The sequence below is a fragment of the Methylocella silvestris BL2 genome (assembly GCF_000021745.1).
GTDB classification, from domain to species: Bacteria; Pseudomonadota; Alphaproteobacteria; order Rhizobiales; family Beijerinckiaceae; genus Methylocapsa; species Methylocapsa silvestris.
Map to the genome: position 1 here is coordinate 802,201 of NC_011666.1, position 20,404 is coordinate 822,604.

Consider the following 20,404-nt stretch of genomic DNA (forward strand, 5'->3'; position numbering starts at 1 on the left):
AAAGTATCGACGAGCGGCTGATCAAAAGGCCGTCTCAATCAGGTTACGAGGCATATGAACTTAGCCGCGACGCGTCAGTTCACGACCGTCAGTCAGACCGCTGGAGACGACGAGGCGCGCAGAAACCCGCTTCGCTTTGGCGCGCGATATCCGGCTTCGGCTCTTATGCGGCGTGGCCCCAGCCGCCTCGGATCTTCGGATCTTCGATCTTCAGGTCCCTGCCGGTCAAAGCTTTTAAATCCTTCGGCGGCGCAGAGGCCGCTGTGTTCCCTTCCGCACCCTCCCATCCATCCCCTATCTGAGGCGCCCGCGCGCCGTCCACACAAATCCCCGGCGTCTTCCTTGAAGATTGAGACCGTGGGCCGTGGGCGCGCGCGCGTTGCGCCCGAACGAGTCCCCCATGGCCAACAAAATGCTCATCGACGCCTCCCACCCGGAGGAGACCCGCGTCGTCGTTCTCCGCGGCAACCGCGTCGAGGAATTTGACTTCGAATCCGCAAGCAAGAAGCAGCTTCGCGGAAATATCTATCTTGCCAAGGTTACGAGGGTCGAGCCTTCGCTTCAGGCCGCCTTCGTCGATTACGGCGGCAACCGCCACGGTTTCCTCGCCTTTTCGGAAATCCACCCGGATTATTATCAGATCCCCGTCGTCGACCGGCAGGCGCTGATCGAGGAAGAGGCGCGCGCGCAGCAACGCGAGGCCGATGACGAAGAGTCCAGCCCGCGGCGCAGCCGCCGGCATCGTCGCGGCGACCGTAACGGCGGCGATCGCAGCGGCAATGGCGATCGTAACGGCAAGCGCGCCGAAAAGCGTTCCGGCGACGCCGAGACGCTGTCCGAACCCTATGAGGCCTCGTCCGAGGAGACGCAGCAGTTCGACGCGGCCCAGGACGACGCCGGAAGCCCAAACCGCAACGAAGCGCGTGGCGAGGAACATGCCGGAGAGCGTTTCGAGGCGGAGGCGCAGGATCGCCGCGCCGAAGAGGCGCCTGGCGACGATTTCATGTCTTTTGAAGCCGTCTCAGACGATGTCGAGCGGGATTTCGAAGATGCGCCGCCAGCGGCCGCCTTCACCGCCGCGCCCGACGCCGTCCGGTCGACCGAGGAAGCGTTTTCGCCAGCTGGCGAGGACGCGCAACAGGACGCCGATCAGGCTGCGAGCGTTGCGGCCGACTCCCATGAGTCAGGCGCCTATGAAGAGCAGCCGGCTCCGCTTTTTGAGACGGGCGCGGCGGCGCCTTATGCAGAAGCGGCCAGCGTGTCTCTCGACGAGCCCGACGAGGCTCCGTCCGGCCAAGGCTCCGTCGTCGAGGCGCGCCGTTCGTCCGAATCCGACGAGGAGTCCGAGGAAGAGGACGAGCATGTCGAACAACTCGGCGGCGACGCCATGGAGGAGGTTCCGGTCCGGCCGCAGCGCTATCGCAGGCAATATAAGATCCAGGAAGTCATCAAGCGCCGTCAGGTGCTTCTGGTGCAGGTCGTCAAGGAAGAGCGCGGCAATAAGGGCGCGGCGCTGACCACCTATCTCTCGCTCGCCGGCCGCTATTCCGTGCTGATGCCCAACACTGCGCGCGGCGGCGGCATCTCCCGCAAAATCACCGATTCGACGGACCGGCAGCGGCTGAAATCCATCGCCCAGGAGCTCGAAGTGCCGGAAGGCATGGGCGTCATCCTGCGCACGGCCGGCGCCAGCCGCACCAAGCCCGAGGTCAAGCGCGACTTTGAATATCTCCTGCGCATGTGGGAGACCGTGCGCGAGACGACGCTGAAATCCTCGGCCCCGACCCTCGTCTATGAGGAAGGTTCACTGATCAAGCGCGCCATCCGCGATCTCTTCAATAAGGACATCGACGATATCGTCGTCGCCGGCGACAAGGGCTATCGCGAGGCGCGCGATTTCATGCGCCTCTTGATGCCGAGCCATGTAAATAGCGTTCAGCCCTATCGCGACGCGCAGCCGATCTTCTCGAAATCGGACGTCGAGACGCAGCTCGACGCCATGTTCCTCAATCAGGTCACGTTGAAGTCGGGCGGCTATATCGTCATCAACCAGACCGAGGCGCTGGTTGCAATCGACGTCAATTCGGGGCGTTCGACCCGCGAGCACAATATCGAGGACACCGCTCTTCGCACCAACCTCGAGGCGGCCGATGAGGTGGCGCGGCAGCTTCGCCTGCGCGATCTCGCCGGGCTGATCGTCGTCGATTTCATCGACATGGAGGAAGGCCGCAACAACCGCGCCGTCGAGCGCCGGTTGAAGGACGCGCTGAAAAACGATCGCGCGCGCATCCAGGTCGGCCGCATCTCGCATTTCGGCCTGCTCGAAATGTCGCGCCAGCGCATTCGCACCGGCGTGCTCGAAGGCTCGACCGAACTCTGCCCGCATTGTTCCGGCTCGGGCATCCTGCGCTCGACCGCCTCGATCGCGCTTCATGTGCTTCGCGTCGCAGAGGACGCGCTGCTCAAAAGCGCCAGCCACGATCTGATCATCCGGACGCGGTCGGCGGTCGCATTGTATATTCTCAACGAAAAGCGCGCGCATCTGCGCGATCTCGAGCGCCGCTTTGGCGTCGCCGTCAGCATCGAGGTGGACGACAGCCTGATCGGCTCCGTCTATCACGCCATGGAGCGCGGCGAGCCCGCCTCCGGCGGACATGAGCCGATCGAACTTGCGGCGCCCGAGCCCGCGCAGATCGCGGCGCGCGACTTCGTTGAAGACGCGGCGCCCGGTTTTGCGCCGGAGGATGAGGCGCCGGAAGGCGCTGCTGAGGATGGCGACGAGGATCAGGAGCCGGGCGACGCCAATGCCCGCGGAGAGGGCGAGAGCGAAGGCGACGCCGAGAACAGGCGGAAGCGCCGGCGCCGGCGCCGGCGCGGACGCGGCGGCGATCGTGAAGGCTCCGGCATTGCGGCCAATGCGCCGCAGCCGTCGGACGATGCGCTTGGGGTCATCGCCCAATATGGCGGCCTGCCGGGCGCCATACCCAGCGTCGACGTCATAGCCGAGGCTTTCGAAAACGCCGACTATCAGCCCTCCGAAGTGAATGCGGAGACGGCGCCCGAGTTGGCGGCGGACGAATCCGGCGAGGTCGTCGAGACGTCTTTTGAGCGCGAAGCGGCTCCCGCCAAGCCTGCGCGCCGGCCGCGCCGCGCCCGTTCGCGCGAGGCCGCGCCGGAAGAGGCCGAGAGCGCCGAGCCTGTGACGGACCTTGCCTCGACAGGCGCCGCTCCCAGCGGCGTCGAAGGCGAGGAAGACGACGCCGAGGCCGCGCAGCCGGCAAGGCGCTCGCGGAGAACCCCGCGCCCCCGCGCGCCGCGCCGCGCCGCCTCCGAATTGCCCGCCCCCGCGAGCGAGGCGGAAGCGGCGACGCTTGATCTTCAGGAAGCCGCCGCAGCGCCCGCCCCCCTGTCCGAGCCAACCTTGCCGTTCGAGTCGGCTCCGCCAGCCGCGACCGCCGTAGAGCCGCCGGCGCCTTCCGCCTTCGAGCCGGCGACGGCCGCCTCAGAGACGGAGGCTTCGACAGCCTCCTCCATCGTCGGCTCTGACGAGCCGGCGCCGGGGACCGAGTCCAACCCGCCGGAGTCGGATCGGCCGAAGCGATCCGGCTGGTGGCAGCGCGCCAAAGCCACGCTTGGCCGATAAGGCGGCGACGCGCGCAAGCGCATACGGCATGGCGCGAATTGGCGAATTCAAGTAGGAGATCTGGAGCATCGAACATTCCGGGCTTGAACGTCCGATGCTCCAGCCTTTCCGGAGCGGCGCCATCCTTGGGCCGCTCTCCTCGCTGAGACTGAAAACTGCGCGGCGTCCGCCGCAATTCGACATTGGTCATCTCGCGACTGGTTCAGGGTAAGGGCCCGTCGCGCTTCAGGAGCCGCCTGCATGTTTCAGCGAAGCCTCGCGCTTTTCGGCCGCGCCGCGGTCATCCTCATCGGCCTGGCCGCGGTCTCGCTGTCGCCGTTGCGTGCGGATGAGTTTTCGGCGCCGCAGAAGGCGGAAATCGAATCGATCATAAAATCCTATCTTGTGAACAATCCGGAAATTCTGCGCGACGTCGCAGCCGCGCTCGAAGCAAAGGAAAAGCTCGAAGAGAGCAAGGCTCGCGAGCAAGTGCTCGCCGATAAGGACAACCCGCTCCACAATGACGCGAGTCAGGCCGTCATCGGCAATCCGCAAGGCGCCATCACGCTGGTCGAATTTTTCGATTACAATTGCGGTTACTGCAAACGCGCGCTCGGCGATCTCGCCCGGCTGATGAAGGATAATCCGGATCTGCGCGTGGTTCTGCGCGACCTGCCGATCCTGCGCCAGGAATCCGTCGACGCGGCCAAGGTCGCCAACGCCGCCTCGATCCAGCTTAAGGGCCCGAAATTCTGGGAGTTCCACCAAAAGCTGCTGGCGACGCGCGCGACCGTCGGCAAGGGCGAGGCTATCGGCGCCGCCAAGGACGCCGGCGCCGACCTCGACAAGCTGGCCAGAGACGCCGCCAGCCCCGAGGTCACGGCATCGATCGAACAATCGATCGAACTCGCAAAGAAACTCAACATCACCGGAACGCCAAGCTATGTGATCGGCGATGAGGTCGTCGTCGGCGCCGTCGGCTACCCGGATCTGCAAAGCAAGATCGCCGCCGTCCGCAAATGCGGCAAGGCCGTCTGCTCCTAAGTCGAGACGCAGATCAGCGCTCGCTGATCTTCATCAGCAGTCCGCCTTTTGGCCGCAGCGTCACCAGCGCCTCGGGTTGGACGTCGGCCGAAATTGGCTCGAGCCTGAAGCGGGCGGCGATTGTCGTCGTCGTATTCACAAGCTCCGCCAGCGCGAAAAGCCCGCCAACGCAAATGCGCGGGCCGCCGCCAAAGGGCACATAGGCGAAACGAGGCCGCCGCTCGGCCCGCGCTGGCAGAAAGCGATCGGGATCGAAACGCTCCGGATCGGTCCAATAGTCTGGATGGCGATGCAGCGTGTAGGGGCAAACCATGAGGTTTGAATCCTTGCCGACGAAATGCTCGCCCAGCATATCGTCCCCCAAGGCATGGCGGCTAAAGCTCCAGATCGGCGGGTAGAGCCGCAGCGCTTCCTGCGCCGCGCGCTTGATAAAGTTCTGCTCCGGAAGATTGCCGGCGAGCCCCTGAGCGGCGTCGGCTTCCCCTTCGACCCGCGCCCGGCTTTCCGGGTTTTCCGCGAGCAGGAGCCACAGCCAGGTCAAGGCGGTGGCGGTCGTCTCGTGGCCGGCGAGGAAGAGCGTCATCACCTCGTCGCGGATCTGCCGCTCGCCCATTCCCGCGCCGGTTTCGGGATCGCGATAGTCGAGCATCAACGACAAAATCGCGCCCGGCACGGGAGTTTGCCGATGCGCCTCGATCAGGGAATAGATCAGCCGGTCGAGACGCTGACGGGCGCCCTGATAGGCGAGATTGCCGGCGGTGGGAAGAAGCTCGGCTAGTTTTGCGGGAACGACGCTCCAGAAGCGGCCGGTGATATAGTCCTGCAGCAGATTGATGTCGCGCCGGACGTTCAGCGCTGCGCCGGGCGCCGAATCTCCAAACAGGGCGCCGACGATGACTTCGACCGACAAAGCGCTCATCTCCGCCGCGACATCCACCGGCTCCTGCGACCGGGCGGCCTGTTCCCATCGCTGGCAGAGCCGGGCGAGCGCCTTAGCCTCGAAGACGGCGTAAGCCGGAAGCCGGGCAAAGAGAAAAGCCGGCTGAATGATGCGGCGCTGCGCGCGCCAGAGGTCGCCCTCGGAGGTGAGAAGCCCATTGCCAAGCACGGGCTTCAACATGGCGTGAAATCGCGTTCTTCCGTAATTGGCGCTGTTGGTCTGGAGCACCCGCGCAACATGATCGGCGCTGTTCAAGAGCAGAAGCGAAAACAACGGGCTTTTGAGCTCGACGAGATCGCCATAAGCGCATGCCTCGCGCACGGTTTTCAGCACGTCGCGCCGTAAATGGGGAAGAATTCCGAGCAGCGGCCAACCGCGCGGACCTCGGCGCGTGGCGGTCTTAAACCAAAAGATCTCTTTGTCTGCGCCCGTCATTGGGGGCGTTCCCGTGACGATTTCGACAGCGTTTTCTTACGCGACATTCGTGCTCCTTTATCGCCTGCCATTTTCTGCCTGAACGCCCCGCGCGAAGGTCGGCCGCCGCCGGTAGCATCGCGGTCTGTGACCAACATTGCCGCCTTGAGGACAAGCAGGCGGCGCGCCATGCGCCGGGCCCTTAAATCCTAGGTCGATCCCCGCCGCCTTACCTTGAAAAGAACGGCGATTGCCAAGACGATTGTTGCAGTCATAAAGCCAACCGCCACGAGCCCCGCCGGCGTCGTACGAGCCGTCGCCTGCAAGGAAACGCTTCTGCCAATTCGGAGATCGACGCTGGCTGTCATCTCCTCGGGATGGGCCGCGGCGCTTGCGGACGGCAAGCCCGAAGGATTCAGCTTCTCAATCCCGACGCCGACCGGCTTCGGCTTCCTGGAAGCATCGTTGGCGCTCATCGCTATTAGCCTTTCGCAGCTCGCCATTCTGTCCGGCCGCGGCGCGCCTCTCAAGGCGCGAGTTGGCGGCGCCGCGGAAATCCGTCAGCAGCGGGCGTTGAAGCCGAGCAGTTGCCGGAACGCGCGAAGATCTTGCTGATCATTATGCAGGCGATGATCTTCCCATCCGCGGACGCGCGCAGCGTCAAACACGAGGGCGAATATCATCGCGCCGACGGTCGGCCGAGAATCAGCTTACTGTTTGGTTAAAGACAGGGAAAGCCGCTCAAGCGCCAGAAAGTCAGATGGAAATCTCTAATTTAGCTGGCAGGAGAGGAGGGACTCGAACCCCCAACCCCCGGTTTTGGAGACCGGTGCTCTAACCAAATTGAGCTACACTCCTACGCAGGCCGCATTCCTAGCTTGAAGCCTCTGCCAAAATCAAGCTTTTGCATCGGGCAAAGCGAAGAACCGTTTTGGCCACGCCGGCCACTAAGCGCGATCAAGCGCGCTGCTTGATCCAAAAGGCTGAACGCATGATCGGATTTTTTCCCGATGAACGAGCGCCAGGGCCCGCGCTCCTCGATCGATTCGAGGCGATGATCGGCGCCTCCCACGTTCTGGCGAGCGCCGCCGACATGGCGCCCTATCTCGTCGAGCCGCGCGACCTCTATCAGGGCCGCGCGCTTTGCGTCTTGCGTCCCGGCTCGACGCAAGAGGTCGCTGCGATCCTCAGGTTATGCAACGAGACTTACACGCCAGTCGTGCCGCAAGGCGGCAATACCGGCCTCGTCGGCGGCCAGACCCCCGACGAGACCGGCAGGGCGATAGTGATCTCGCTGCAGCGCATGCGCGCCCTGCGCGAGATCGATCTCGCCTCGAACACGATGACCGTTGAAGCGGGAATGGTGCTTGCCACCGCACAGGCCGAGGCCGAGCGCGCAGGCCGACTGTTCCCGCTGTCGCTCGCCTCCGAAGGCTCCTGCACCATCGGCGGCAATCTCGCCTCCAACGGTGGCGGAACGAGCGTCATCGCCTATGGCAATGCGCGCGATCTGACGCTTGGCATCGAGGCTGTGCTCGCGGACGGACGCATCTATCGCGGCCTCTCGAAGCTCAAGAAAGACAACACCGGCTATGATCTGAAAGATCTCTTCGTCGGCTCCGAGGGCACGCTCGGGATTATAACGGCAGCAGTCCTAAAACTGTTTCCAAGGCCCGCGGCGGTCGCAACGGCCTTCATCGCCCTGCCCTCGCCCGCCGCGGCTCTGGCGCTGCTCGATCTCGCCCGAGAAAGATGCGGCGGCGAGATTACCGCTTTCGAGCTCGCGCCGCGCATCGGTCTCGAATTCGTGCTCGCCCATTGTGAGGGCGCGCGTGATCCTCTGGCCCAAGCCGCGCCCTGGTATGCGCTGCTGGAACTGAGCTCGCAAAGCGCCGACGGGCTCGACGAACGCCTCCTCCAGCTGCTGGAAAACGCCGCCGACCGCGCCCTGATCCGTGACGCAGCTGTTGCGGCGTCGCTTGACCAGCGCAAAGCGTTCTGGCGTCTGCGTGACGAGCTGTCCGACGCTCAGCGCCATGAGGGCGGCTCGATCAAGCATGACGTCAGCGTGCCGGTCGCCGATATCGCAAGATTTCTCACCGAGGTCGAAGCGGCGCTCGCCGCCGCCGCGCCGGGCGCGCGGCTCGTCGCCTTCGGTCATCTTGGCGACGGCAACATCCATTGCAACGTCTCCCAGCCGGTCGGCGCCGATAAAGCAGCGTTCCTTGCGCGCTGGGATGAGATCAACACCATCGTGCATGGCGTCGTGGCGCGCTATGGCGGCTCGATCTCTGCAGAGCATGGAATCGGCCAGTTGAAGCGCGACCTCTTGCCCAGCGTAAAGGACCCCGTCGCGCTTGACCTGATGCGCGCCCTGAAAGCGACGCTGGATCCGAACGGAATTCTCAATCCGGGCAAGTTGCTCTGACCCGCTTGCCCCGGTCGTCGGCGCATTTGTGCGGCCTCGGCAAGCAGGCGTTTAATCGAAAAAGCAAAAGGCCCGGCTGGAGAGCCGGGCCTTTCTTTCAATCAACTTATGTAATCGCCAGGCGATCAGAAGGCGCGCTGCACGCGGAGGCGGCCTTCATATTCGTTGGTGCTGCCACGGTAGGCCGGCAGACCGACCGAAGTCAGGACGGCGTCGGTCGCAAGGCCAACCGGACGCGACTGCGTCGAGTTGACGTACATGAACTCGGCGCCGATATCGAAGCCCTTGACGGGGGTCCACACCAGGTTCGTGCCGACGCGGGTTCCCTTCAGGTTGGCGACGCCGACCGCGCCGCCAAAGCCGGCAAGTGCATTGTTGGAGTAGTTGATCTGCGTATAGGAACCGTAGACGGCGGAGGCGAGGGACGGCAGCCAGTAATGCTTGTAGGCGCCGACGATCGACCAACCCGACTGCTGCTCGCAAGCGCCGCTGAAGGTGAAGACGCAATCATAGATATTCGAGTTCCAGCCCGCGCTCGTGTCGGAGGGCGTGAAACCAGAGCCCTGGAAGCGCAGCCCGTTCACCGTGCCATAGCTCGAGGCAAGGTTGTTTCCCCAAATATAGCTGACCGCGCCCTTTTCGTAGGCCGCCTGCAGCCAGAGCTTGTCGCCCGGCGACAGATAATCGGCGTTCAGCTGAAGGCCGCCCTGGATGGCCCAACCATAAGCGTTGTCGGTCGCGGCCGGGAAGCCGTAAGTGCCCGCGCCAGCTGTGCTGGAGAAGAGGCTGGCGCGAACCTGATGGCCGGCGGCGGAAAGCTGCGCTGCGCCCCAAGGCTGATCGACGCGCACATTGCCGACGATATCGGGCAAGCGCATGCCCGCCGGATTGCCGGTGAAGGTGGTTCCCGCGATGCCGCCGAAGCCCGCGACGGCGGCGCCCCCGGCGCCAAGGCCAGGACCGGTCGAGACCGTGCCGGTGACCGTGCTGCCGACGCCCGCCTGGCGCGCCGAGACGTCTTCGACCGACAGCGTCGACGAGAAACCGCCGCCGAACGAATAAGTATAAGCAAGGAGCTGGGTGGTGGCGTTCGAGCCGCTGATGTTCTGGTAGTTGTAGGCGTTGGCGTAGAAGTCGAACATCGACTGAGCGCGGCCCGCGGTGAGACCGGCGAACTGGATAAACGCCTTGCTTACGATCGTGGTTTCGCGGACGGCCGAATTGACGACGTTGGTATAGTTGCCCGTCGTGAAGCTGGAGCTCGTCTGGATGCTGCCGGTGTTCGCCTGGCCCGTTCCGACAAAGGAGTCGACACGGATGAAGGAGCGGAGCGTGCCCCACGGCGTTCCGGTGCGGGCATCGAGTTCGATGCGGCCGAGGGAGGCCCAGCCATAAGAATCACGTGTGCGGGCGTTGGCGTATTGCGTCGAGCTCGGCACATAGCCAAATGCTGTCGCGCCGCCGGCGCCCGTACGGATCGTCGACCCGGCCGTGGGAGCAGTTGTAAAGGGGTTGACTGCCGAAGCGGCGCTCAAGCCCGGCACGCCGAGGCCCGAAGCGGTGCCGGTGGCGCCGAGTGGACTGATGCTGTAGCCCGCATCGTAGGAGCGAATTTCGCCCAAGACCAACCCACCGACCTTGAGGCAGGTGTCGGTGCCGGGAATATAGAAGAATCCCGACCCATAGGTGTCGCAGATGCGGACATATTCGATCGGAGCCGCTTGTCTGGTCGGCAGATCGGCGGCTTTGGCGCCGGCGACGCTCACCAGGGCGGCGGCGGAACCCAGGAGCAGCCCCTTAAACATTCTCATCTCAAACCTCCGAATAAAAGACCCGATCAGGACCGCACTGGCGCTCGGCGCCTTGGACGCAGCGACGCCGCTTTCCAAAACAAACTGCGCCAAACCTTCCACATTTGCGGTATCCCGCTCTTTCTCGGACCGAACTTTTGGTGCGCCTTTCGGCTCTTGCCGCCAATTTCCGGTCCGATTCGACGATCGGGTTGGCCCCCCTCTCGCTCGCAGACAGACATTAGCGGCGAGCCGCCCGGCGGAAAACACCTTTCACGGGTGCCGAGGCGTTACCTGGGAGAGTGTTGCTTTGCGGCAACTTTTTGGAGCCCCTAGCGGCTTCAAAACGTCATAAACAGCGGGTCTTGCCTTCCATTGAAGGGTCGGGCATATGTCCGACCTCGAGCGGGCGTCCGCCGCAAGGCGGTCCGCGCGGCGCGGAGATGTGGCCGAGAGGCTGAAGGCGGCGGTTTGCTAAACCGTTATAGGGTTGTAAAGCCCTATCGAGGGTTCGAATCCCTCCGTCTCCGCCAACTTTTTCCTTATCCGGCCCTGAAACTTGAGGGCGATCTCGCCAAGAATGGCTGTCCAAGCCTTTGGCGCCCGAGAGGTGGCCCGTAGGACGCTCGGCCGCGAGCGTCGCGAAACCGTCTTCTGTGGCGCAAATGATCTCAGAGCTTTCGTGCCTTGGGCCGAATGCGTGGCAGGCGACGCCGCCGCCGTCCGGCCAAACGGGAGCGATATCCCATCCCGCGGATGATGGCAGCTCGAATTTCTATCAAGTTCAAGCTTGAATCCGTCGGCTCTGACCGCCAGCCAACGATATTTGGCGTCGATCCAGTCCGCAGCGATGCGCCGTCCCGCACAAGGGCGCTGGGCCCTCTCACGAAGACGTGGAGCTAACAAGACGTGGAGCTGATGAAGAAATTACCGCCGCCGCATTGATCGCCAGCATAGTCTTCCCGCATGATCCATGCGCCTCTGCGGCGTCGCGCCGCCGTCGGTCCCGCCGCGCGCAATCTTGCGTCACACCAACGAAGAAAGCATGAGCCGGCAACTGCGCACGCGCCTTCCCGCCAATGCCTCAAGCCCGCGACTGCCAGCCGGGCCAGCGAAGCTCCGCGCCGCAACGATGCTGATCGCAACCGCCCTCTTCCACGTGGCGATTAATCCGGCGCCGGCTCAGGAGGGCGGCGCCAAGATCAGGCCCGGCGTAAGCATTCCGTTGCCGCCGCAACGACCGGCGGATCTCGGCGGCGCTCCGGCCGCCGCTCCGATCGCCCCGCCGCAAACCGAGCCGCCCGTCGCAAATCAGAGCGCCGACAGCGCATTTGGATTCAGACCATTGCCGCCGGCGCCCCGCGAACGCATGCACGCTTGCGGACTGGAGTGGCAGAAAATGAAAATGGAGGGCGGGGCGCGCGACAAGGTCTGGCGCGATTTCGCCGAAGAGTGCTTGCGCCAATGAGCGCTAATATGCGGGCCGGGATGTGGCTGTGAGTCGTGGAAATCGCCCTGCGATCCAGCGACGGATTCAATTTCCAGACGAAGCGCCAACGTTGACCCGCCTGAATTCGTCGCAGCCGATCGAAATGCGCATGCGATCCTCGACCGCGACCTTCATCCGTTCGACGCTGTCGGCGCCGACCGCCTGAAAAGTCATTCGCGCAATGGCGCTCGCGTCGTACGGCCGCGAAAATCGTCGCGCGCTGTAAGTCCGCTCAGCGGCGGAAACCAAAACCTGTTCGCTCTGCGATCAGGGAGGCAAGCGATGGAGACGGCCAGACAACGCCGCTTTGACGCAATCATTGCGCGGAAGGCGGTGCGACTGGCTGTCTCCACTGGGAACCTGGCGACAGTGGTTGTCAGGCCGACTCCGGCGTCGGCGCAGGGGCGCTCGCCTTGGACTTCTTTGCAGCGGCTTTGCGCACGACCTTTTTCGCGGCAGCCTTTTTGACAGCGGCTTTCTTGACGGCCGGCGCCTTCACCGTCGCGGTCTTGGCCGGAGCCTTGCGCGTCGTCGTTTTCACCGCAGCCGTCTTGACGGCCGCCTTCTTGACCGTTGTGGTTTTCGCCGCAGCTTTCTTGGCAGGCGCCTTCTTCACGGCTGCTTTCGTTGCGGCGGCTTTCGGCGCAGCGGTTTTCTTCGCGGCGGCCTTTACAGCCACAGTCTTTTTAGCGGCGGTCTTCGGCGCGGCGGCCTTGGGCGCAGCGGTCTTTTTTGCAGCAGTTGTTTTCGGCGCGGCGGCTTTCGTCGCGGTCTTTTTCGCCGGCGTCTTTTTCGCTGGCGTCTTCTTTGTCGTTGCCTTCACCATGCTCGAACTCCCCTCCGATAAGTCGTCAGTCGGTTCAGCGCCGACTCGAGGCGTTGATAGGGTAGCGCTGTTGATGATGCGCGCAAGAGCCGTCGCCTGTTCGCCGCCTCGCCACGGCGCGCTGGCGTGTCCCGCGGCGGCGGCGCGATCTCCTTTCGCCGCCTCAAAATTGCAATTTGAAACGATCATCATTTAATCCGCCGGCGCCCTTCGCGTAAGCGCGCGAGGCAAGCGCCGCGGATCGCAGCGCGATCGAAACAGATGCGCGCGGCAAGGCTTCCAACGACGCGCTGTTTTTAAAAGCCCGTTGTTTTCCCGAGATCTATTGCTTTCAACGAGAAGTCTTCAATTCGATCTGCCTGCGACGGGCGATCGAATCAGCCTCAAGATCGGGCTGCAGCCGACAGCCCTGGGAAAGATTTTCGAAGGCCCAAGAACGGCGCGCGGAGACGCGCCCAGGCGCGACGCGGAGCCTTCGTTTCTTTGGCGATTTTCATTCCACGTCGGTCAAAAAAAAATTCGTGCATATAGAAAAAATTCGCGCCAACGTCGCGCGTAACGCTTGCGTGGCGTCGACCAACCGACGAATCAGCGCCAATTGATTCGCAACCGTGGTCGAAGCCTCGGTCTTTTTCACGCAAGTCTTGCAGCCAAATCCGACGACGCAAGCGCGCCGAACCGCGGCGCCTCGCGTTGCAATTTTCAGATTCCGAGCTTCGCCTTCAGCTCGTCATTGACGGCCTGCGGATTGGCTTTGCCGCCGGTCTGCTTCATCACCTGGCCAACGAACCAGCCAAGCATCGAGGGCTTCGCCTGCGCCTGCGCGACCTTGTCGGGATTGGCTTTGATGATGGCGTCGACGGCAGCCGCGATTGCGCCTGTGTCGGTCACCTGCCGCAACCCGCGCGCCTCAACGATGTCTTTTGGATCGGCGTCTTTCTCTTCCGCGATGAGGATCGAAAGAACGTCCTTGGCGATCTTGCCCGATATGGTTCCATCGGCGATGAGGTCAACGAGCGAGGCGATCTGGCCCGGCTTGATATGAGTCTGCGCGACCGACAAGCCGACCGAATTTGCATAGGCCGCAACATCGCCGGTCAGCCAATTGGCGACGAGTTTTGGATCGCGCTTCGCTCCGCCATGGCGAACGGCCGCCTCATAATAATCGGCGGTCTCCTTATCGGCGACGAGCACGCCGGCGTCATAAGCCGGCAGACCATATTCGGCGATGAAGCGCTCTTTCTTCGCGTCCGGCAGCTCCGGCAATCCGGCCTTCAGCCCGTCGACATAGGCCTGATCGAATTCGAGCGGCAGCAGATCGGGATCGGGAAAATAACGATAGTCATGCGCTTCTTCCTTGGAGCGCATCGAACGCGTCTCGCCGCGACCCGGGTCGAACAGACGCGTCTCCTGCTGCACCACGCCGCCATCCTCGATGACGCCGATCTGCCGGCGGGCCTCGACCTCGATCGCCTGACCGATGAAGCGGATCGAATTGACGTTCTTGATCTCGCAGCGCGTGCCGAGCGGCTCGCCCGGGCGGCGCACGGACACGTTGACGTCGGCGCGCAAGGAGCCCTGCTCCATGTTGCCGTCGCAGGAGCCGATATAACGCAGGATGGTGCGCAGCTTGGTCACATAGGCGCGCGCCTCATCGGACGAGCGCATATCGGGCTTCGACACGATCTCCATCAGCGCGACGCCGGAGCGATTGAGATCGACGAGCGACTCCGTCGCGGACTGGTCATGGAGCGATTTGCCGGCGTCCTGTTCGAGATGCAGGCGCTCGATGCCGACCTTGATCTGTTCGGTCGGCGAGACGTCGACGGCGACGACTCCTTCGCCGACGATCGGGCTCTTATACTGCGAGATCTGATAGCCCTGCGGCAGGTCGGGATAGAAGTAGTTCTTGCGGTCGAACACCGAGCGCAGATTGATCTGCGCTTCAAGGCCCAAGCCGGTGCGCACGGCCTGCGCCACGCATTCCTGATTGATGACCGGCAGCATCCCCGGCATGGCCGCGTCGACCAGCGAAACATGGGCGTTGGGCTCGCCGCCGAATTCGGTCGAGGCGCCGGAAAACAGTTTTGAGCGCGAAGTCACCTGGGCGTGGATCTCCATGCCGATAACGATTTCGAAATCGCCGGTCGCGCCCTTGATGAGTTTGGAAGGTTTCGCCCGCGTGGTCATGCTGTTGCTTTCTGTCCGTGGCCCGGATGGTCTCAATCGGCGGCTCGTAGTCACGCCCACCATTTCGGCGGCGGCGCGATCTTCGGCGCCGCCTTCTCAATGACGCTGGCGAGCGCGAACAGGGTCTCCTCGTCGAACGGGCGCCCGATCAACTGCAGCCCCAGCGGCAGGCCCTCAGCCGACACTCCAGCGGGCACGGCGAGGCCCGGAAGGCCGGCCATATTCACCGTCACGGTAAACACGTCGTTCAAATACATTTCGACCGGATCGCCCGATCCTTTTTCGCCAAAACCAAAGGCGGCGGACGGCGTCGCCGGCGTCAAAATTGCGTCGACGCCATCGGCATAAGCGCGATCGAAATCCTGCTTGATCAGCGTGCGGATTTTTTGCGCCCGAACATAATAAGCGTCGTAATAGCCGGCGGAAAGCACATAGGCGCCGATCATGATGCGGCGCCTCACTTCCTTGCCGAAGCCCGCCGCCCGGGTCGCCTCATACATGCCGACGATATCCTTGCCGGGTACGCGCAGCCCGTAACGCACGCCGTCATAACGCGCGAGATTGGACGAGGCTTCGGCCGGCGCGACGATGTAATAGGCAGGCAAGGCGTAGCGCGTATGCGGCAGAGAAATATCGACGATCGTCGCGCCGGCGTCCTTCAGCCATTCGACGCCCTGCCCCCACAGCGCGTCGATCTCGGCCGGAACGCCCTCGATCCGATATTCTTTCGGAATGCCGATCTTCATGCCTTTGACGCCGCGCGAGAGCGTCGCCTCGTAGTCCGGCACCGGCGCGTCAACAGACGTCGTATCCTTCGGATCATGTCCGGCCATCGAGCGCATCAGGATCGCCGCGTCGCGCACGGTGCGGGCGATGGGGCCAGCCTGATCAAGCGACGACGCGAAGGCGACGATGCCCCAGCGCGAGCAGCGCCCATAGGTCGGCTTGATCCCAACCGTGCCGGTAAAGGCGGCGGGCTGACGGATCGAGCCGCCCGTGTCCGTCGCCGTGGCGCCAAAGCAGAGCCGCGCCGCAACCGCTGCGGCCGAACCGCCGGACGAGCCGCCCGGCACAATCCTGGCGTCGGAGCCCTTCCGCCGCCAGGGCGAGACGACAGGACCGAAATAGGATGTCTCATTCGACGATCCCATCGCGAATTCATCGAGGTTGAGTTTGCCGAGCATCACCGCGCCGTCGCGCCACAGATTGGCGCTGACCGTCGATTCATAGGCCGGCTTGAATCCTTCGAGAATATGGCTGGCCGCGGTCGTCTCGACGCCCTCGGTGCAATAAAGATCCTTGATGCCGAGCGGCACGCCTTCGAGCGGTCCCGCCTCGCCCCGCGCGATGCGCGCGTCGGAGGCTTCCGCCATCGCCAGCGCTTTTTCCGGCGTCTCTTTAATGAAAGCGTTGAGCGCGCGCGCCTGTTCGATCTCGGCAAGTTGCGCCTTCACAAGCTCGACGGCCGAAAAATCTTTATTCAAGAGAGCGTCGCGCGCTTCGGCGAGGGTAAGGTCGGTGAGCGTGGTCAAAATCGCGTCCGTTCTGACTTGTCAAAATTGAGGGTTGATATGGACTCAGCGCCTATTCGACGACCTTCGGCACCTTGAAGAAATGGTCCTCGCGCTCCGGCGCATTGGCTAGAATGACGTCGGGGATTTCGCCCTCGGTGACGATGTCCTGCCGTTTCTTCATCGGCATCGGCATGACCGACGTCATGGCCTCAACGCCCTCGACATCGACGGCCGCCAGTTCTTCGACGAAGCGCAAAATGGCATTCAGCTCATCCTGCAGATGCGGCACGTCTTCGTCGCTGACCTTGATCCGCGCAAGATGGGCGATACGTCGCACTGTCGCCTGATCGACGGACATATGATCTTCCTGACCTATATTTAAAGAAGAGGCAGCCTATAGCACCGCCGAACGGCGCCGATCAAATGGCGCGGGCGCCTTGGCTGCCGGGCGACGCGGACAAGGCTTTGCCGCCGTCACAATGCGCGGCTATGATGCGGCCGCAATAAACTGGGAAAGTTCTTTTGAAACAAGAGATTTTAAGCCGCCTGCCGGAGGTCCCCGCCGGACGCCCCCCGATCCTTTTCGTGCATGGCGCCTATTGCGCCGCGGGAATCTGGGCCGAATATTTCATGGGCTATTTCGCGGCGCAGGGGTATCCCTCCTATGCCGTTTCCCTCCGCGGCCACGGCGGCAGCGACGGCGATCTCGCGCAGGCGACCTTCAACGACTACGTCAGCGACGTCGGCGCCGCAGCGGGAACTATTGGCGGCGAGCCGATCATCATCGGCCATTCGATGGGCGGACTTGCCGCGCAGCATTATGTCGCAAATGGTGGTAGGGCGAAGGCGCTGGTGGCGCTCTCTTCGGCGCCGCCCTCGGGCCTTCGCTCATCCGCCCTGCACATGACGATGTTCGCGCCGGACGTGCTGTTCCAGCTCGCCATGCTGCAGAGTCTTGGACCCGACATGGCCTCGCCCGCGGTGATCAGCCGGGCCCTCGTCTCAAGGCGATCGGGCGTCGACGCCAAGGAGATCATGAAGCTGCTTCAGCGTGAATCGCCGCTCGCCAGCGCCGATCTCTTCGCGCCGCCGGCCATGCCGCGCCCCAACGAGGAATCGCCGCCGATCTATGTCGTTGGCGGCGACGCCGACGTCTTCCTGCCCCGCACGGCGTTTCAGGAAACCGCCGACTTCTGGAAAGCCGAGCTTGAATTGCTCGAAGGCGCGCCGCACGCCCTGATGATAGACAATGTCTGGCGCGACGTCGCCGCCGGCAAAATTCTGGCCTGGTTGCGCCGCCGCCTCGAACGATAGAGCGCCGAAAGCCTGCGGCGTTTTCGAAAACGCCTCAATAGATCATATGGCCGCCGATCGCCGGCGCATCGACCTTGACGCCGGAGCCGCCCAGCGCGGCGATGAAAGCGTCCGGGCTTTGGTCAAGCAGGCCGAAGGTGCCGTAGTGGCACGGAACGACGGCGTCGAACTTGAAGTAGCGCCGGACCGCGAGCGCCGCGGTCTTCGCCCCCATGGTGAAGCGGTCGCCGATCGGAACGATGCCGATTTGCGGATTGTAGATTTCGGCGATCAACGCCATGTCCGAAAAGATCTCGGTGTCGCCCATATGATAGAGCGTCGGACCTTGCTTCGGCGTGATGACGACGCCATTCGGATTGCCAAGATAGATCGACTGTCCGTTCTCCGTCGTCCCCGACGAATGAAGCGCCTGCGTCAGGCTCACCACGAAGGCGCCGCAATCGATCGAGCCGCCGGTGTTGCCGGGATTGATGTTTTCGGCGCCCTTGCCATTGAGAAACATGCAGACTTCGAAGTTGGCGACGATCTGCGCTCCGGTCGCCTTCGCGATGTCCGGGGCGTCGCCGATGTGATCGTCATGGCCATGGGTCAGAACGATATGGGTCGCCCCGGCGGAAGCCTCTGCGACGCTGCCGTTGAATTTCGGATTGCCGCTGAGAAACGGGTCGATCAGTATGACCGCGCCGTCGAGCTCGACGCGGAACGCCGAATGTCCTAGCCACACCAGTTTCATGCAAACCTCCATCGATAGCGCCGGGTTTGTAGCAATGTTGAGCGCCTGAAGGGAATGCGGGACAAGGCCGATGGCTGCTGAAATTCTTGAAGTCGCCGATCTGCCGGCGCGCGTCGGGCCGCGGCAGCGTCTGATCGGGATCGATCTCGGCACGAAAACGATCGGGCTCGCGCTGTCGGATGTGGAGCGCCGCATCGCCACCCCGCTTGAGACGATTCAGCGGATCAAATTCAGCAAGGACGCCGTAAGGCTGATCGAATTGGCCGAAAAATTCGACGCCGGCGCCCTGATCATCGGCCTGCCGCTCAACATGGACGGATCGCAGGGTCCGCGCGTGCAGGCGACGCGCGCCTTCGTGCGCAGTCTCAGCGCGCTCGTGTCAAAGCCCTTTGTCTATTGGGACGAGCGCCTGTCGACGGCGGCCGTTACACGCTCGCTGATCGATCAGGACGTCTCGCGCCTGAAGCGCGCCGAGGTCGTCGACAAGATGGCGGCCGCTTATATTCTCCAGGGCGTACTCGACCGTTTGCGCCGCATCGAGGCTGACGCCGTATAATCGATCACTCGGCGGCGCGCGCAAGCCGGCTGTGCCGGCGTCCATAAGTGAAATAAAGGATGAGTCCGATCGCGAGCCAGATCGCGAAGCGAATCCACGTATCGCGCGGAAGGCCGAGCATCAGAACCACCGCGGCGGCCGCGCCAAGCGGCGCCACGATCGCGATCAGCGGCGCCCGAAACGGCCGGTGAATCTGCGGATGCGTGTAACGCAGGAAAAGCACGCCGGCGCACACAATCGCAAAGGCGAACAAAGTGCCGATGCTGACAAGCTCGCCGACGAGGCCGATCGGCAGCACGCCGGCCATGACCGCGACGATCAGGCCCGTGCCGATCGTCGTCAGATAGGGCGTGCGAAAACGCGGATGCACCTTGGCCGCGATCGGCGGCAGCAGCCCGTCGCGCGCGATGGAATAAAGAACGCGCGTCTGGCCGAGCAGAAGCACAAGCACGACGGAGCTGAGGCCGAGGATCGCGCCGAGTTTCACGACCGTCGAGAGCCAGCGGAGCCCGATCACATCGACGCCAAGGGCGATCGGATCTGGAACGCTGAGGCGGTCGAACGGAACGATGCCGGTGATCACGATGCTGACCAGCACGTAGAGCACGGTGCAGATGACGAGCGATCCGAGGATGCCGAGCGGCATGTCGCGTTGCGGATTTTTCGCCTCCTGCGCCGCCGTCGAGACCGCGTCGAAGCCGATATAAGCGAAAAACACAACAGCCGCGCCGCGCAATATGCCGCTCCAGCCATATTCCCCGGGGCCGGCGTTCGGCGGGATGAAAGCGCCGTCGGGATTGGCGCTCGTCACCCAATTTGCGGTGGAGACCGAAGACAGGCCCGCAAGGATGAAGACCACGATAATCGCCAGCTTGATCGCGACGATGATGTTATTCACTTTCGCCGATTCATTGACGCCGACGACGAGCAGCGCGGTCAGCGCCAGCACGATCGCCACCGCCGGGGCGTTGACCAAGGCGCCGGTGTGAGTCCAGGCGCCGCTCGCCGGATCGAAGGCGAAAGGCGCCCCGGCGAGAGCAGCGGGAATTCCGATATGAAAATCGCGCAGGAAACTGACGACATAGCCGGACCAGCCGATGGCGACCGTCGTAGCGCCAAAGGCGTATTCGAGCAGAAGGTCCCAGCCGATGATCCAGGCGATGAATTCGCCAAGCGTCGCATAGGCATAAGTATAGGCGCTGCCTGCGACGGGAACGGTCGAAGCCATTTCGGCGTAGCAAAGTCCGGCAAGCGCGCAAACGAGGCCAGCGAGCACGAAGGAGAGGCTGATCGCCGGCCCAGCATAAGCGGCGGCGGCGTGGCCGGTCAGAACGAAAATGCCGGCGCCGATGATGCAGCCGATGCCGAGCGATATGAGGCTGGCGAGAGACAGGGTGCGGCGCAGATTGGGCGTCTCCGATCCGAATTCGGCCTCATGCGCCTCGGCCTTCAGGCTCGCTATCGATTTCGTGCTCCAGATGCTGGTCACTTGGTTCCTCTTTTCCGAAGATCGCGGCAAACGCCGAAGCAGTTTCGCCTTGCGG

Annotated in this window: 16 protein-coding genes and 2 tRNA genes; 7 read left to right on the forward strand and 11 right to left on the reverse strand. The window is 63.5% G+C overall.

The window, feature by feature from the left end; translation table 11 throughout:
• The first annotated feature begins 400 nt into the window (after positions 1-400).
• Both MSIL_RS03745 and MSIL_RS03750 read left to right on the forward strand, forming a co-directional pair.
• Positions 401-3,643 carry an Rne/Rng family ribonuclease gene (locus MSIL_RS03745; protein WP_012589770.1) on the forward strand — a complete coding sequence of 1,081 codons (3,243 nt, stop codon included), beginning with the start codon at positions 401-403 and terminating at the stop codon, positions 3,641-3,643.
• Positions 3,644-3,883: 240 nt separating this feature from the next.
• Positions 3,884-4,666 (forward strand): DsbA family protein, encoded by a 783-nt coding sequence (locus MSIL_RS03750; protein ID WP_012589771.1) that lies wholly within the window; start codon positions 3,884-3,886, stop codon positions 4,664-4,666.
• A gap of 13 nt (positions 4,667-4,679) precedes the next feature.
• Here MSIL_RS03750 and MSIL_RS03755 read toward each other — a convergent pair whose 3' ends face one another.
• From MSIL_RS03755 to MSIL_RS03765, 3 genes are all read right to left on the reverse strand, one after another.
• Positions 4,680-6,041, reverse strand: a complete 1,362-nt coding sequence (locus MSIL_RS03755) for a cytochrome P450 (protein ID WP_012589772.1) — start codon at positions 6,039-6,041, stop codon at positions 4,680-4,682.
• A 188-nt stretch (positions 6,042-6,229) separates the two neighbouring features.
• The gene (locus tag MSIL_RS21175) at positions 6,230-6,496 is read right to left on the reverse strand and encodes a hypothetical protein (RefSeq protein ID WP_012589773.1); all 267 of its coding nucleotides are present in this window, start codon (positions 6,494-6,496) and stop codon (positions 6,230-6,232) included.
• 304 nt (positions 6,497-6,800) lie between these two features.
• Positions 6,801-6,878 (reverse strand) — tRNA-Trp (locus tag MSIL_RS03765).
• 133 nt (positions 6,879-7,011) lie between these two features.
• On the opposite strand from MSIL_RS03765, the gene MSIL_RS03770 reads away from it, so the two are divergent.
• Positions 7,012-8,448, forward strand: coding sequence for an FAD-binding oxidoreductase (locus MSIL_RS03770; RefSeq protein ID WP_012589774.1), 1,437 nt, complete (start codon positions 7,012-7,014; stop codon positions 8,446-8,448).
• Between the two features lie 125 nt (positions 8,449-8,573).
• On the opposite strand, the gene MSIL_RS03775 is transcribed toward MSIL_RS03770, so the two are convergent.
• Positions 8,574-10,259: a porin gene (locus MSIL_RS03775; protein WP_012589775.1), complete on the reverse strand. Its 1,686-nt coding sequence runs from the start codon at positions 10,257-10,259 to the stop codon at positions 8,574-8,576.
• A 418-nt stretch (positions 10,260-10,677) separates the two neighbouring features.
• On the opposite strand from MSIL_RS03775, the gene MSIL_RS03780 reads away from it, so the two are divergent.
• A tRNA-Ser gene (locus MSIL_RS03780) sits at positions 10,678-10,771 on the forward strand.
• A gap of 512 nt (positions 10,772-11,283) precedes the next feature.
• Entirely contained in the window at positions 11,284-11,706 is a 423-nt protein-coding gene (locus tag MSIL_RS03785) for a hypothetical protein (protein ID WP_148213009.1), read from the forward strand.
• Between the two features lie 66 nt (positions 11,707-11,772).
• Here the strand turns inward: MSIL_RS03785 and MSIL_RS22155 are convergent, their stop codons facing one another.
• From MSIL_RS22155 to gatC, 5 genes are all read right to left on the reverse strand, one after another.
• Complete coding sequence (locus MSIL_RS22155; protein ID WP_280110213.1) at positions 11,773-11,901, reverse strand: hypothetical protein; 129 nt, start codon at positions 11,899-11,901, stop codon at positions 11,773-11,775.
• 202 nt (positions 11,902-12,103) lie between these two features.
• A complete protein-coding gene (locus MSIL_RS03790; RefSeq protein ID WP_012589777.1) occupies positions 12,104-12,553 on the reverse strand; it encodes a histone H1-like repetitive region-containing protein in 450 nt (149 codons plus the stop codon).
• Positions 12,554-13,255: 702 nt separating this feature from the next.
• Positions 13,256-14,743: an Asp-tRNA(Asn)/Glu-tRNA(Gln) amidotransferase subunit GatB gene (gene gatB, locus MSIL_RS03800; protein WP_012589778.1), complete on the reverse strand. Its 1,488-nt coding sequence runs from the start codon at positions 14,741-14,743 to the stop codon at positions 13,256-13,258.
• A 50-nt stretch (positions 14,744-14,793) separates the two neighbouring features.
• Positions 14,794-16,275 carry an Asp-tRNA(Asn)/Glu-tRNA(Gln) amidotransferase subunit GatA gene (gatA, locus tag MSIL_RS03805; RefSeq protein ID WP_012589779.1) on the reverse strand — a complete coding sequence of 494 codons (1,482 nt, stop codon included), beginning with the start codon at positions 16,273-16,275 and terminating at the stop codon, positions 14,794-14,796.
• Positions 16,276-16,327: 52 nt separating this feature from the next.
• Positions 16,328-16,615 carry an Asp-tRNA(Asn)/Glu-tRNA(Gln) amidotransferase subunit GatC gene (gene gatC, locus MSIL_RS03810; protein WP_012589780.1) on the reverse strand — a complete coding sequence of 96 codons (288 nt, stop codon included), beginning with the start codon at positions 16,613-16,615 and terminating at the stop codon, positions 16,328-16,330.
• A gap of 164 nt (positions 16,616-16,779) precedes the next feature.
• On the opposite strand from gatC, the gene MSIL_RS03815 reads away from it, so the two are divergent.
• Positions 16,780-17,571, forward strand: a complete 792-nt coding sequence (locus MSIL_RS03815) for an alpha/beta hydrolase (protein WP_012589781.1) — start codon at positions 16,780-16,782, stop codon at positions 17,569-17,571.
• Between the two features lie 34 nt (positions 17,572-17,605).
• Here the strand turns inward: MSIL_RS03815 and MSIL_RS03820 are convergent, their stop codons facing one another.
• Complete coding sequence (locus tag MSIL_RS03820; RefSeq protein WP_012589782.1) at positions 17,606-18,304, reverse strand: metal-dependent hydrolase; 699 nt, start codon at positions 18,302-18,304, stop codon at positions 17,606-17,608.
• Between the two features lie 70 nt (positions 18,305-18,374).
• On the opposite strand from MSIL_RS03820, the gene ruvX reads away from it, so the two are divergent.
• On the forward strand, positions 18,375-18,860 hold the full coding sequence (gene ruvX / locus MSIL_RS03825) for a Holliday junction resolvase RuvX (protein WP_012589783.1): 486 nt from the start codon (positions 18,375-18,377) through the stop codon (positions 18,858-18,860).
• 4 nt (positions 18,861-18,864) lie between these two features.
• Here the strand turns inward: ruvX and MSIL_RS03830 are convergent, their stop codons facing one another.
• Positions 18,865-20,349, reverse strand: coding sequence for an amino acid permease (locus MSIL_RS03830; RefSeq protein WP_012589784.1), 1,485 nt, complete (start codon positions 20,347-20,349; stop codon positions 18,865-18,867).
• Positions 20,350-20,404: the final 55 nt, after the last annotated feature.